Source organism: Sulfitobacter sp. 1A13496 (assembly GCF_043557225.1).
In the GTDB taxonomy this organism is placed as follows: Bacteria; Pseudomonadota; Alphaproteobacteria; order Rhodobacterales; family Rhodobacteraceae; genus Sulfitobacter; species Sulfitobacter faviae.
Genome location: NZ_JBIFFP010000007.1, coordinates 45938 through 59529, shown reverse-complemented (window position 1 = coordinate 59529; position 13592 = coordinate 45938). Strand labels below are relative to the sequence as shown.

The following is a 13592-nucleotide window of genomic DNA, read 5'->3' as shown; positions in this document are numbered from 1 at the left end:
CGGCGCGGCAGGGCGCCCCCTGTTTGTGGCGCGCCGCCCATGGGGCGACGCAGGTGATCAGCATCGCCGGTCCCCCGGCGCGCGCGGCGGTTTTAGCCGATGAATTTCTGATAGGCGGCTTCGTCCATGAAGTCGTCCATCTGGCTGGCGTCAGAGACCTTCATCTTGAAGAACCACGCCTCGCCCTGCGGGTCGTCGTTGACCATGCTGGGGTTGTCGGTCAGCGCGCCGTTCACTTCCGTGATTTCACCGTCGATGGGGGCAAGGATGTCCGACGCCGCCTTCACGGATTCGATGACCACGACCTCGTCATCCTTGCTGACGGTGGTGCCTTCGTCGGGCAGTTCCACGAATACGACATCGCCCAGCTGCTCCGCGGCGTGCGTGGTGATGCCCACGACCACTTCGTCACCCTCGACGCGCAGCCATTCATGCTCTTCGGTAAATTTCATAATGGAGTTCCCTGTGTAGATTCAGCGTTTGAAGTTCGCCGCGACGAACGGCATTTTCGTGACAGTCAGTGGCAAGCGCTTGCCGCGCACCTCGCCCCAAAGCGCAGTGTCGACCTTCGCATGCTCGGCGCTGACATATCCCATGGCAACCGGGCCGCCAACCGTCGGACCAAAGCCGCCCGAGGTCACGCGGCCAACCTCATTGCCACCCTCGGCGGCATCATAAATGGCGACCCCCTCGCGCATCGGCGCGCGCCCCTCGGGCAGCAAACCCACGCGCTTGCGCGGCGCGCCGTCGGCCAGTTGTTGCAAGATCACCCCCGCGCCCGGGAAACCGCCCGCGCGGTCGCCGTCCTCGCGCCGCACCTTCTGGATCGCCCAGTTCAGCGCCGCCTCAACCGGCGTGGTGGTGGTGTCGATGTCGTGGCCATAAAGGCAAAGCCCGCCTTCCAGCCGCAGACTGTCCCGCGCGCCAAGGCCGATCGGTTCGACCTCCTCCATCGCCAAAAGCTTCTGCGCCAGCGCCATCGCGTCACCATTGGCGACGGAAATCTCGTAGCCATCCTCCCCGGTGTAGCCCGAGCGCGACAGGGTGACGGTGATCCCATCAAGATCGACGTCCCGCGCCACATCCATGAATCTCATATCCGCGACCGAGGGCTGCAACCGCGCCAAGGCGGCCTCGGCCTGCGGCCCCTGCAACGCCAGCAGCGCGCGGTCCTCCGGCACCTCGATCTCGCAACTGTCCGACAGGGCCTCGCGCATCAAGGCGATGTCATCATCCTTGCACCCGGCATTCACCACGACAAACAGATGGTCGCCCAGATTGGCCAACATCAGGTCATCCAGAATACCGCCATTGGGATCAGTAAACATGGCATAGCGCTGGCGCATCTCCCCAAGGCCCAGCACATCAACCGGCACGAGCCGCTCCATCGCCAAAGCCGCATCCTCATAGCTGCCAGACTTCGCCCGAACGACGACCTGCCCCATGTGGCCCACATCAAACAACCCGGCGGCGGCGCGGGTGTGCAGGTGCTCTTTCATCACGCCAAGGGGGTATTGCACGGGCATGGAATAGCCCGCGAAGGGCACCATCTTGGCCCCCAGTTCCACATGCAAATCATGCAATGCCGTCTGCTTGAGATCGCTCATCCGGTTCGCCTTTCCTGTCGCTTCCGGATGACCTTTTGACCATGCCGGCACCTCGGCGCCGCAAATGCTGCGCCTGATGCCCCCTCTGTCCTTCCGCCTGAGATCGTTATCCCTTCGGCGTGCGCATCCGCGCCCCTCTCCAGAGTCTTGGTCACATCACGGTCCTGGGGCCTGAGAGTTTCCGGGGCGGTTGCTCCTTCGGCATCGGTGTTAACCGATTCTCCCGTGACGATTGGGCCTTTCGTATGCTGGGGCATACCTCTGCGTCAAGCATGCTTGTGAGCGGATGCGACACATGTTTTCTTACCGGCAACACGGCAGATGGAAAGCACCCCGCATGACCCCCTATTTCTTTGGCTACGGCAGCCTCGTGAACCGCAACACCCATAGCTACCCCGACGCCCGCCCGGCGCAGCTCGACGGTTGGCGCCGCCAATGGGTCCGCACCGAAGGCCGCGATATCGTCTATCTTTCCGTGGTGCAGCACCCCGCCACCCGGATCGACGGGCTGATCGCCGCCGTGCCGGGCGCGGATTGGGCAGCGCTGGACAAACGCGAATACAGCTACGAACGCCATGCTTCAGGCGGTGCAGTGGTGCATGACCTGACCCCCGCCCCCGACATCGCCCATTACGCCATCCCCGCCGACATCGCGGTGACCCACGGCGATCACGTCATCCTGCTCAGCTATCTCGATGTGGTGGTCCAAGGCTTCCTGCGCGAATTCGGCACCGAGGGCGCGGCACGCTTTTTCGACACGACCGACGGCTGGGACACGCCCATCCTCGACGACCGCGCAGCCCCCCTCTACCCGCGCCACCAAACGCTGACAGAGGCGGAAACCGCCGTGGTCGACCACCACATGGAACGCCTATCAGTGCAGATCAAAGAACGCGCCGAAACAACCTTCGCCGCAAGGAACTTCTAAGGGCCAAAACACGCCCCCCAAAACTTCCTTCATCCTTTCTCAAATACCCTCGGGGGTCCGGGGGCAGCGCCCCCGGAAGGCTGCCTCAAGCCCCCAAGCCCGCCAATCAGCCGCGCGCCTTCACCACCTGCAACAGCGGCATCACCTGCGCCATCTCCGGCCCATGCTCCTGCCCCGTCAGCGCCAGACGCAATGGCCGGAACAGCCCGCGCCCCTTGCGGCCCGTGGCTTCCTTGACCGCTGCGGTCCAGCTGGACCAAGTGGTCTCATCGAAGGGCATTTCGGGCAGCAGCAGCATGGCCTGCGCCACGAATTCGCGGTCTTCCTCGGCAATCACCGGCTCCGCCCCGTCGCGGAACATGGCCCACCAGGGGCCGAGGTCTTTCAAGGTCGAGACATTCTCGCGCGTCACGGCCCAGAACTGCGCGGCCTTGCCTTCCGGCACGCCAAGCGCTGTGATGTCGTCTTTCACGGCCTCCAGCGGCAATTGCTGCAAGTAGCGCCCAGTCAGCGGGAAGAGGTCAGCCACGTCGAATTTCGTCGGGGCGGAGCCGAAGCGGTTGATGTCAAAGCCGTCGATCAGCTCTGCCATATCCGTGCGCAGTTCCACCGGATCGGAGGACCCGAGCCGTGCCATCAGGCTCAGAAGCGCGAAGGGCTGCACCCCCTGCTCGCGCAGATCGCGCAGCGCCAACGTGCCCAAACGCTTGCTCAACGCCTCGCCCTGCGGGCCGGTCAACAGCGAGTGATGCGCGAAGGAGGGGACAGCACCCTGCCCAAGCGCCTCCATGATCTGGATTTGCGTGGCGGTGTTGGTCACATGGTCCGAGCCGCGCACCACATGGGTCACGCCCATCTCGGTGTCATCCACAACGCTCGCCAATGTATAAAGGATCTGCCCGTCGCCGCGGATGAGCACCGGGTCACTGACCGAGGCCGCGTCGATGGAGATATCGCCGAGGATGCCATCATCCCATTCGATCCGCGCGTGATCCAGCTTGAAGCGCCAGACCCCATCGCCGCGTTCGGCCCGCAGGGCGGCTTTCTCTTCGTCCGACAGGTTCAGCGCGGCGCGGTCATAGACCGGTGGCTTGCCCATGTTGAGCTGTTTCTTGCGCTTGAGGTCCAGCTCTGTCGGCGTCTCGAAAGCCTCGTAGAAACGGCCCTTTTCGCGCAGGTCATCGGCGGCGGCGTGGTAGCGATCCAGCCGCTCGGACTGACGTTCGACCCGGTCCCACTCCAGACCCAGCCATTCGAGGTCTTGCTTGATGCCGTCGACATATTCTTCCTTGCTGCGCTCGGGATCGGTGTCATCGATGCGCAGAATGAAAGTGCCGCCCGCCTTGCGCGCGATGAGGTAGTTCATCAGCGCGGTGCGCAGGTTGCCCACATGGATATAGCCAGTGGGGGACGGGGCGAAACGGGTGATTGTGGGGTTGGACATCTGGCGTACTCCTGTTGCGCGCGGGCTTGCCACAGGGCGCGGGCGTTGTCCAGCAAAGGCGGGGGTCAGCCCCCGTCTGCTGCGGTGCCGGTCTGCGCGGGCGTGGCCTCTGACGTATCCGCGCCGGTGCTGTCCTCGGGGGCGGGTGTTTCGGTGGCCGTTTCTTCATCGCCAGCCTCTTCCGAAGCCGCCTCCGCCGCCTCCGAGGTTTCGGCCCCGGCGGTCTCATCACTCAGCGCGCCATTCTCCCATTCGCCCGAGGCTTCCTCGCCGCTGGCATAGCGCATGGTGCCGCTGCCCTGCCGCTTGCCCGCTTTGAAGGTGCCCTCATAGACATCGCCATTGGCATAGGTCGCAACACCCTGCCCTTCGATCTCACCCTCGGTCCACTCGCCCTCATAGACGAAACCGCTGGCCATGGTGATCTTGCCCTGACCGTGGCGCTGACCGTTCCTAAAGGCCCCCTCGTAAACGGTGCCATCGGGATAGGTCGCCTTGCCCTGCCCATGCCGCTGGCCGTCTTGCCAGCCGCCCTCATAGCGGTAGCCATCGGCATAGGTCATCACGCCTTGGCCGTGGTTACGGGCGTCCTTGAACGCGCCTTCATAGACCACGCCGTTGGTATAGGTGGCGATGCCCTCGCCCTCGATCACCCCGGCGACCCATTCGCCTTCATAGGTGGAGCCATCGGGATAGGTGATCTTGCCCGTGCCATCGGCCAGATCATTGCGGAAGGTGCCGACATAGACCGACCCGTCGGGATAGGTCACCTGCCCCTCGCCTTCGATCTGCCCGGCCACCCAAGAGCCGGTGTAGACATAGCCATCGGTGCCGGTGAAGGTGCCCTGCCCGTCGCGGCGGTCATCCTTGAAATCGCCCTCATAGGTGTCACCGTTTTCATAGGTGACCTTGCCCTTGCCCTCACGGCGGCCCGCGACCAGCGTGCCTTCGTAGACGTCGCCATTGGGTTGGGTCAGTGTGCCGGTGCCGTCGATCTGGCCGTCTTTCCATTTGCCCACATAGACCAGCCCGTCGGGCATGGTCAGCGTGCCTTCGCCGCTGCGTTTGCCGGCTTCGATCTCACCTTCATAGACCGCGCCATCGGGATAGGTGATCGTGCCGACGCCCTGTTTGACGCCATCGACCCAATCGCCCTTGTATTCATAGCCACCGGGGCTTTGCATCACGCCTTTGCCGTGGTGTTTGGCGTTGCGGAACTCGCCCTCATAGCGCACGCCGTTGGCGTAGATCGCCACGCCCTGCCCCATGATCGCGCCCGCTTCCCATTCGCCCTCATAGGTGCCGCCATCGGCAAAGGTGATCTTGCCCAGACCGTCGGGCTTGCCCTTGGCGAAATTGCCTTCATAGACCGATCCGTTAGGGAAGCGTGCAACGCCCTCGCCCTTGATCTCCCCCTCGACCCATTCGCCGGAGTATTCATAGCCATTGGGCAGCTTATAGGTCCCGGTGCCATGCTGAAGACCGCCTTGAAAGGTGCCCTCATAGATGCCGCCGTCGTCATATTCCTTGGTCAGCACCTGCCCGTCCTGCGCCGCAAGCGGCGTGGCCAGAAGGGCGATCAGACAGAGGGGCAGGCTGCGGTGCAACATGGGCGGAAATTCCCGATCTCGTTAAGTGGCATTCGGCCCGAGGTTACGGGTGATAGAGGGCAGAGGCAACGTGTTTGCAAGAGGGGTACGCCGGTTTGGGCGGATCCCGCGCACCCGGTGCTGCGGGTCAGGTCTGCGCACGGGGGTTTCGCCCCCGGTCCGATCTGCTAGATCCACCCGATGCCAGCCAGCCCGGAGCCTTGCCATGCCAGACCGTTTCCGCCTCACCCTCGGGCAGTTGAACCCCACCGCCGGTGATCTGACCGGCAACGCGGCATTGGCCCGCGACGCATGGCAGGCCGGGCGCGATGCAGGCGCGCAGATGGTCGCCCTGCCCGAACTCTTCCTGACCGGGCATGACGCGCAAGGGCTGTCGCAACACCCTGCCTTTCAGCGCGATGTCTTGGCCCAGCTTGAAGCGCTGGCCGCACATTGCGCCAATGGCCCCGCCTTGGCACTTGGCGCGCCGTGGGTCGCGGCGGGCAAGCTCCACAACGCTTACCTTATTCTGCAAGGCGGAAAGATCGCGCACAGGGTGCTGCAACACGCGCCCCGACCGCGCACGCCCTTCGATCCCGCCCCGATCAGCGGCCCCTATGCGGTGGCGGGGCTGCGCATCGGCTCTCCCATCGGCGCGGATGGTGAGACGGGCGACGTGGCCGAAACGCAGGCCGAGACGGGGGCCGAACTGCTGCTGATCCCCCATGCCGCGCCCCATCAGCGCGGCGCGATGGAGCGGCGCCTCAACCACATGGTCGCGCGGGTGATCGAGACGGAACTGCCGGTGATCCACCTCAACATGACCGGCGGCGAGGGTGAGACGGTTTTCGACGGCGCCACATTCGCGCTGAACCCCGGCGGCAAGCTGGCATTGCAGATGCCCGCCTTCGACACAGCGCTTGCCCATGTCGATCTGGAGCGCGGGCCGGAGGGCTGGAGCATCGTCGAAAGCGCCTTCGCGCCGCAGCCAAAGGCGCTGGAACGGGACTACCGCGCCTTGGTCGTGGGGCTGCGGGACTATGCTGCCAAAACCGGCGCTTCCAAAGTGCTGATCGAACAGGCCGAGGGGAACGATACCGCGCTCGCGGCGGCAATCGCGCGGGATGCTTTGGGGGCTGAGAATGTCCGCCAGATTGCCGTGCCGCTGTCGGACAATCTGCACGCCGCGCTGCGGGATGAACTGGCTGCGCTCGGGGCAGAGGTCAGCGCCGAGATGCTCGCCCCTCCCCTGCGTAGCTTGATGCTACGCGCCTTGGCCGATGACGCGGGGGAGATGCTGCTCACCGCACAGAACAAATCCGCTGCCGCCATGGGGATTGCGGCCCTGATGGGGGATTTCAACCCGGTCAAAGACCTTTACCAAACCGAGGTGCCGGCGCTCTGTGACTGGCGCAGCAAGACGGTGCGGGCATGGATGCAAGGGCCAGCGCCCAGCCCGCCCCCCGATACAGAAGAGGCCCGCGCAGAGGACGCCATCCTGCGCATCCTGCTGGAGGACGGCGGCAATGCCGATGACTGTGTGGCAGCGGGCCATGCGCCGCAAAGCGCGCAGAGGATTGCAGGGCGCATGGCGGCGGCAAAGGCGCGCAAGGGGCCAACCGTTCCCGGCCCGCGTTTGAAAGCAGCGACGGCCTAGACCGTCTCGCCCGCGTCCAACCGCTGCAACCATTTATCCGCATCGCGCAGGACCGCTTCGCGCCGGTCGGCGTCCATACGATCCCAAGTGGCATAGATGTTCTTCATCCGCATATTGCCCTGAAACCGCTCGCGGTGGCGGTCAAGGAAATGCCAGTAGAGCAGGTTGAACGGGCAGGCCTTCGGCCCCGCCTTAGTGCTGACGCTATAGCTGCACCCTTTGCAGTAATCCGACATGCGGTTGATATAGGCCCCGGAGGAGACATAGGGTTTTGAGGCGATCACCCCGCCATCGGCGAATTGGCTCATGCCCACCGTATTGGGCGCTTCGACCCATTCATAGGCGTCGGCGTAGACCTCCAGATACCACTCATGCACCTGATGCGGGTCGACCCCGGCCAGCAGGGCGAAATTGCCCGTCACCATCAGCCGTTGGATATGGTGGGCATAGGCGTGTTTCTGCGTTTGGCCGATCGCCTGCCGAAGGCAATTCATTTGCGTATCGGCCCCCCAGTAGAAGCCGGGCAGATCCCGGTCATGGCGCAGCACGTTGCGCTCTACATACTCCGGTCCTTCAAGGAAATAGATGCCGCGCACATATTCGCGCCAGCCGAGGATTTGGCGGATGAACCCTTCGGCAGCGTTGATCGGCACGTCCCCCGCCTGCCAAGCCTTCTCAGCGGCACGGCAGACTTCCAACGGGTCCAGCAGCCCGAGGTTCAGATAGGGCGAAATCAGCGCGTGAAAGAGATAGGGCTGCCCTTCCAGCATCGCGTCCTGATAATCGCCGAAACGCGGCAGGGCGTGGGCGATGAAATGCGCCAGCACCTGCAAGGCTTCCGCGCGCGTCGTGGCAAAGTCAAAGTGGTGCAGATCGCCGAAGTTATCGCCATAGCGCGCCGCCACCAGCTCCAGCACCGCCTCCACCTCCGCATCGGGGGCGAAGGTCAGCGGGTCGGGGATATCCAGCCCTTCCTTCGGAGGTTTGCGGTTGTCGTGGTCGAAATTCCACTTTCCGCCTGCGGGGTCATCGCCCTCCATCAACAACCCCGTCTCGCGGCGCATCTCGCGATAGAAATACTCCATCCTGAGCGCCTTGCGCCCCTCGGCCCAATCCTCGAACCGTTTGCGGCTGGCGATGAAACGGTCGTCCGGCAAAAGCCGGGTGGGGATCGGCGCGTGGGTTAGCTTGTTGATCAGACGCCACTCCCCCGGCTCGGTCACGATCACCTCGCCCGCGCCCGTCTCCTCGGCCCGGCGGAGCAATTCGCCTACGATGGAACCCGCATTCTCGGGATCGTCCAAGGGGGTGTAGCGCAGCGTCCAGCCGTCTTTCTCCAACGCACCCGCGAACTTGCGCATCGCGGCAAAGACCAACGCGATTTTCTTAGGGTGGTGGCGGACATATTCCGCCTCTTGCGCCACTTCGGCCATGACCACCACATCCAGCGCCTTATTCGCTTCGCGCAGAGACGACAGGTTCAGCGAGAGTTGATCGCCCAAGACCAAGATCAAACGACTCACCACGGCACCGCCTTTCCGGCCCAGTCAAAGAACCCGCCGCTCTCCTCCGGGGTCAGCCCGTCGATCACGCGCAGCAGATTGCCCGCCGCCTCCTCCGGTGGGACGGCGGGATGGCGGCCAAGGTATTTCTCGGTAAAGGGCGTCTCGACCGTGCCGGGATGCAGCGCGACGCAGATGCTCTGCGGATGGGAGCGCGTCAGCTCGATCGCGGCGGTATGCACGATCTGGTTCACCGCCGCCTTGGCGCTGCGGTAGCTGATCCACCCGCCCAGACGGTTGTCCCCGATGGAGCCGACCCGCGCCGAGAGCACGGCGAAAACCGCGCGCCTGTCACGGGGCAAAAGCCTTGCCGCGTGGCGCAGCACCAGCGCCGGGCCGACCGCGTTCAGCGCGAATTGATCCAGCATCGCCTTTTGCGTGACGGCACGCAGCGATTTCTCCGGCGTGGCCCCGTCGATCTCCAACGCGCCGGTGGCGACGATCACCGCATCGAAAGGGCCGCTCAGCCCCTCCAGCGCGGCATTGACCGATGCCTCATCCGTCAGGTCCAGCCCATCGCCCGCGCGGGACAGGGCCGTCACCGTATCGCCGCGCGCACGCAACGCCGCACTTAGCGCCGCGCCGATCCCGCCGCTGGCCCCAATTAGCAGCACCCGTGCGCTCATGACGCCGCCCATGGTATCGCTTGTCGCTGCATCCTGATCTCCCTTGCTTATAGGCAGATAGGCGGCGCTGACGCAGGGGCAAACAAAAGCCGCAACACCCCCTTTTCATTTGAAAAGACGGGCGTATAACTACTCCCATGACACAGGCCGTCCATATCCCGACCCTGCCGCGCAACTGCGCGGGCCTGCTGCGCGCCAACTTGCTGCACCTAATCCGCCTCTGAGCGTGCCCTTCGGCGCGCCCGCTCAGAGGGATGTGTTGCGCGCCAAGGATACCAGCAAAGAAAGAACCCAGGATGACAGATATGACGAAACAGGACCGTGTGCTGATTTTTGACACCACCTTGCGGGATGGCGAACAATCCCCCGGGGCGACGATGACCCATGCCGAGAAGCTTGAGATCGCCTCGCTCTTGGACGAGATGGGCGTCGACATCATCGAGGCCGGCTTTCCCATCGCCTCAGAAGGTGATTTCAAAGCGGTGTCCGAGATCGCGCGGCAGAGCCAGAATTCCGTGATCTGCGGCCTTGCCCGGGCGCAACTGGGCGATATCGACCGTTGCTGGGAAGCGGTGAAACACGCAGCCCAGCCGCGCATTCACACCTTCATCGGCACCTCGCCCCTGCACCGCGCCATTCCGAACCTCACCCAAGACGAGATGGCCGACCGCATCCATGAGACGGTGAGCCACGCGCGCAACCTCTGCGACAACGTGCAATGGTCGCCGATGGATGCCACGCGGACCGAGCTTGATTATCTCTACCGGGTGGTGGAGATCGCCATCAAGGCGGGTGCCACGACGATCAACATCCCCGACACCGTGGGCTACACCGCCCCGCGCGAGAGCGCCGATCTGATCGCGAAGCTTCTGGAAAACGTGCCCGGCGCGGATGAGATCGTCTTTGCCACGCATTGTCACAATGATCTGGGCATGGCGACGGCCAACAGTCTCGCTGCCGTCGAGGCTGGCGCGCGGCAGATCGAATGCACCATCAATGGCTTGGGCGAACGCGCGGGCAATACCGCGCTGGAAGAGGTCGTCATGGCGCTCAAGGTGCGCAATGACATCATGCCCTATGAGACCCGCATCGACAGCCGCAAGATCATGAACATCTCGCGCCGTGTCGCCGCCGTGTCGGGCTTTGCCGTGCAATTCAACAAGGCCATTGTCGGCAAGAACGCCTTCGCGCACGAAAGCGGCATCCACCAAGACGGCATGCTGAAGAACGCCGAGACTTTCGAGATCATGCGCCCCGAGGACGTGGGCCTCACTGAAACCAACATCGTCATGGGCAAACACTCGGGCCGCGCCGCGCTGCGGTCCAAGCTCGAAGACCTCGGGTTTGAACTGGGCGACAACCAGCTCAAGGATGTCTTCGTGCGGTTCAAGGAACTGGCCGACCGCAAGAAGGAAATCTACGAAGACGACCTCATCGCGCTGATGCGCACCGCGACGGACCCCGAGGAAGACCGCATTCGCCTGAAATCGCTCAAGGTCGTTTGCGGCACCGATGGCCCGCAGACCGCCGACATGATACTTGAGATCGACGGCGCAGAGCAGACCACGAACCAGACCGGCGACGGCCCCGTCGATGCGGCGTTCAACTGCATCAAGGCGCTGGTGCCGCATTCCGCGCGGTTGCAGCTTTATCAGGTGCATGCGGTAACCGAAGGCACCGACGCGCAGGCGACGGTTTCCGTGCGGATGGAGGAAGAGGGCCGGATCGTGACCGGCCAGTCGGCGGATACCGATACCGTGGTGGCGAGCGTGCGAGCCTATATCCACGCGCTGAACCGCCTGTTGGTGCGGCGCGAGAAGGGCGGCACGGACAAGCGCGAGATTAATTATAAAGATGTGAGTTGAATGATAGGGCGGGGGCAACCCCGCCTTTTTACGTATACAGTATGGAAGTAGGGCATCGCCTGCCCGCGGGGTGGCGAACCAAACCTTAGTTCATACCACTTTATTGATCTGCCATGGCGCACCCTCAAAATGGCATACCCAGCCTCCCTAAATCGCCTCCCCGTCCGGGCGGGCAGGCGATGCCCGGCGCCTGCGGCTTGATTCCGGGCTGGGGAGGCATTCGTCAACCGAGGGGCACCGCCTGCCCGCGGGTTGGCGATCCAGCGGGTGCCCCGTGCCACTTTATGGCTCAACCATGATGTGCGCTCGCAAGGTCGCACCCAGCCTCACCAAATCGCCTACCCGGTCGCACCAAAGGTGCGCCAGTGTATATCGGCACGCCTTTGGCGTGACGGGCGGGCAGGCGATGGCCCGGCGCCTGCGGCTTGATTCCGGGCCGGTGGCATGAGCCCCCTCAATACGGATTCTTCGCCCCGCGATCGTCACTCAGCGACGCCTGCCCCCGCTCCACGATCTTCACCACTGCATCCGCGAGATGCTGGCGCTGGATATGATCATCCCCCGCCGCCACGCGCAGTTTGTGGGCCTCCAGCATCACCTCTGCATGGCTCGACCCACGCGGCGGGATGAAAGTGTAGCAGGCCAGTTCGATCAACAGCCCCAACGGGTCCTTGAAATAGATCGAATGCATGAAGCCCCGGTCCTTCACGCCGGAATGCCCGATGCCCCGCGCCTCCAACCGCGCGGGCACCTGATCGAACATCGCGCGGTCCACCTCGAAGGCCAGATGATGCACGCAGCCCGGGTCCATCGGCGTGCGGTTGTGCACCCGCTTGCGGTTCTCATTGGTGAAGATCGTAATCAGCCGACCATCGCCGGGATCGAAATACAAATGCCCCTCGTCCGGGTCATCAAGATTGGGCTGGTCAAAGATGAAAGGCATCCCCAACACCCCCTCCCAAAAGTCGATCGAGCTTTGCCGGTCCGCCCCGGTGAGGGTGATGTGATGCACCCCAAGTGTCTGTATCTTCTGCATGGTATCGCCGACCTCCGCCTGTGCTGCGCCCTAAATATTCCACTCTATGATAGCGCGGCGGCAATATCGCGCCACCTTTGCGGTCTTGCCCCTTTCACCCTGACCCCGTGCGCCCTATAAGAGCCAATAGCCCGCGCGTGGACCCATGCAGGCGGGCCTGTCCGAATAGTTGCAAGGCTCCGCTACTCTATGTCCATCCTCGATCAATTCCGCGGCCTGTTCTCCTCTGATATGGCGATCGACCTCGGCACCGCGAACACGCTGGTTTACGTCAAGGGCAAGGGCATCGTGCTGAGCGAACCTTCGGTTGTGGCCTATCACGTCAAGGACGGCGTCAAGAAAGTGCTCGCCGTGGGTGAGGATGCGAAACTCATGCTGGGCCGCACCCCGGGCAGCATTGAGGCGATCCGCCCAATGCGCGAAGGTGTCATCGCGGATTTCGACACCGCCGAGGAGATGATCAAGCACTTCATCCGCAAGGTGCACAAGCGCTCGACCTTCTCGAAACCCAAGATCATCGTCTGCGTGCCGCATGGCGCCACCCCGGTTGAGAAACGCGCGATCCGCCAGTCGGTGCTGTCGGCAGGCGCGCGCCGCGCCGGCCTGATTGCAGAGCCTATCGCCGCGGCCATCGGCGCGGGGATGCCGATCACCGACCCCACAGGCAATATGGTCGTCGACATCGGCGGCGGCACGACCGAAGTCGCGGTGCTCTCGCTGGGCGACATCGTTTATGCCCGCTCGGTCCGCGTCGGCGGTGACCGGATGGACGAGGGCATCATCAGCTACCTGCGCCGCCAGCAGAACCTCCTGATCGGGGAGACCACGGCCGAGCGGGTGAAGACCTCCATCGGCACGGCGCGGATGCCCGACGACGGGCGCGGCACCTCGATGCAGATCCGTGGCCGCGACCTGTTGAACGGCGTGCCGAAAGAGATCGAAGTCACCCAAGCCCAGATCGCCGAGGCGCTGGCCGAGCCGGTGCAGCAGATCTGCGAGGCGGTGATGACCGCGCTGGAGACCACCCCGCCCGACCTTGCCGCCGACATCGTTGACCGCGGCGTCATGCTCACGGGCGGCGGCGCGCTGCTGGGTGATCTCGATCTGGCGCTGCGCGAGCAGACCGGCCTTGCGATCTCGGTCGCGGATGAGCCGCTCAACTGCGTGGCCCTCGGCACCGGCAAGGCGCTGGAATACGAGAAACAGCTGCGCCACGCGATCGACTACGACAGTTAACCCTGGCAAGTTAGCCAGACCCGGCACGCGGCGAAGACGCCC

At 64.0% G+C, this 13592-nt stretch carries 11 protein-coding genes and 1 riboswitch; of the genes, 4 read left to right on the top strand and 7 right to left on the bottom strand.

Annotated elements, in window-relative coordinates; genetic code table 11:
* Nucleotides 1-92: 92 nt before the first annotated feature.
* Together gcvH and gcvT are read right to left on the bottom strand one after the other, a co-directional pair.
* Nucleotides 93-452: a glycine cleavage system protein GcvH gene (gcvH, locus tag ACGYLX_RS15120; protein ID WP_271692338.1), complete on the bottom strand. Its 360-nt coding sequence runs from the start codon at nt 450-452 to the stop codon at nt 93-95.
* 21 nt (nt 453-473) lie between these two features.
* Nucleotides 474-1607 carry a glycine cleavage system aminomethyltransferase GcvT gene (gene gcvT / locus ACGYLX_RS15115; RefSeq protein ID WP_394450476.1) on the bottom strand — a complete coding sequence of 378 codons (1134 nt, stop codon included), beginning with the start codon at nt 1605-1607 and terminating at the stop codon, nt 474-476.
* A 149-nt stretch (nt 1608-1756) separates the two neighbouring features.
* Nucleotides 1757-1843, bottom strand: a riboswitch (glycine riboswitch).
* Between the two features lie 101 nt (nt 1844-1944).
* Here gcvT and ACGYLX_RS15110 point away from each other — a divergent pair.
* On the top strand, nt 1945-2535 hold the full coding sequence (locus ACGYLX_RS15110) for a gamma-glutamylcyclotransferase family protein (protein WP_067265272.1): 591 nt from the start codon (nt 1945-1947) through the stop codon (nt 2533-2535).
* A 106-nt stretch (nt 2536-2641) separates the two neighbouring features.
* On the opposite strand, the gene gltX is transcribed toward ACGYLX_RS15110, so the two are convergent.
* Both gltX and ACGYLX_RS15100 read right to left on the bottom strand, forming a co-directional pair.
* A complete protein-coding gene (gltX, locus tag ACGYLX_RS15105; protein ID WP_394450474.1) occupies nt 2642-3979 on the bottom strand; it encodes a glutamate--tRNA ligase in 1338 nt (445 codons plus the stop codon).
* A 65-nt stretch (nt 3980-4044) separates the two neighbouring features.
* A complete protein-coding gene (locus tag ACGYLX_RS15100) occupies nt 4045-5589 on the bottom strand; it encodes an MORN repeat-containing protein (protein WP_394450472.1) in 1545 nt (514 codons plus the stop codon).
* A 205-nt stretch (nt 5590-5794) separates the two neighbouring features.
* On the opposite strand from ACGYLX_RS15100, the gene ACGYLX_RS15095 reads away from it, so the two are divergent.
* Nucleotides 5795-7225: a nitrilase-related carbon-nitrogen hydrolase gene (locus ACGYLX_RS15095; RefSeq protein ID WP_394450470.1), complete on the top strand. Its 1431-nt coding sequence runs from the start codon at nt 5795-5797 to the stop codon at nt 7223-7225.
* Here the strand turns inward: ACGYLX_RS15095 and ACGYLX_RS15090 are convergent.
* Together ACGYLX_RS15090 and ACGYLX_RS15085 are read right to left on the bottom strand one after the other, a co-directional pair.
* Nucleotides 7222-8751 carry a cryptochrome/photolyase family protein gene (locus ACGYLX_RS15090; protein WP_394450468.1) on the bottom strand — a complete coding sequence of 510 codons (1530 nt, stop codon included), beginning with the start codon at nt 8749-8751 and terminating at the stop codon, nt 7222-7224. The two genes, ACGYLX_RS15095 and ACGYLX_RS15090, sit on opposite strands and share 4 nt — an antisense overlap.
* Complete coding sequence (locus tag ACGYLX_RS15085; protein ID WP_394450467.1) at nt 8745-9413, bottom strand: SDR family NAD(P)-dependent oxidoreductase; 669 nt, start codon at nt 9411-9413, stop codon at nt 8745-8747. Before ACGYLX_RS15085 ends, ACGYLX_RS15090 begins: the two co-directional genes overlap by 7 nt.
* A gap of 296 nt (nt 9414-9709) precedes the next feature.
* On the opposite strand from ACGYLX_RS15085, the gene ACGYLX_RS15080 reads away from it, so the two are divergent.
* A complete protein-coding gene (locus ACGYLX_RS15080; protein ID WP_394450465.1) occupies nt 9710-11278 on the top strand; it encodes a 2-isopropylmalate synthase in 1569 nt (522 codons plus the stop codon).
* Between the two features lie 454 nt (nt 11279-11732).
* Here ACGYLX_RS15080 and ACGYLX_RS15075 read toward each other — a convergent pair whose 3' ends face one another.
* Nucleotides 11733-12314, bottom strand: a complete 582-nt coding sequence (locus ACGYLX_RS15075) for a VOC family protein (protein WP_067265286.1) — start codon at nt 12312-12314, stop codon at nt 11733-11735.
* Nucleotides 12315-12503: 189 nt separating this feature from the next.
* Here ACGYLX_RS15075 and ACGYLX_RS15070 point away from each other — a divergent pair, with 189 nt between their 5' ends.
* A complete protein-coding gene (locus ACGYLX_RS15070) occupies nt 12504-13550 on the top strand; it encodes a rod shape-determining protein (protein ID WP_040700660.1) in 1047 nt (348 codons plus the stop codon).
* Nucleotides 13551-13592 lie beyond the last annotated feature (42 nt).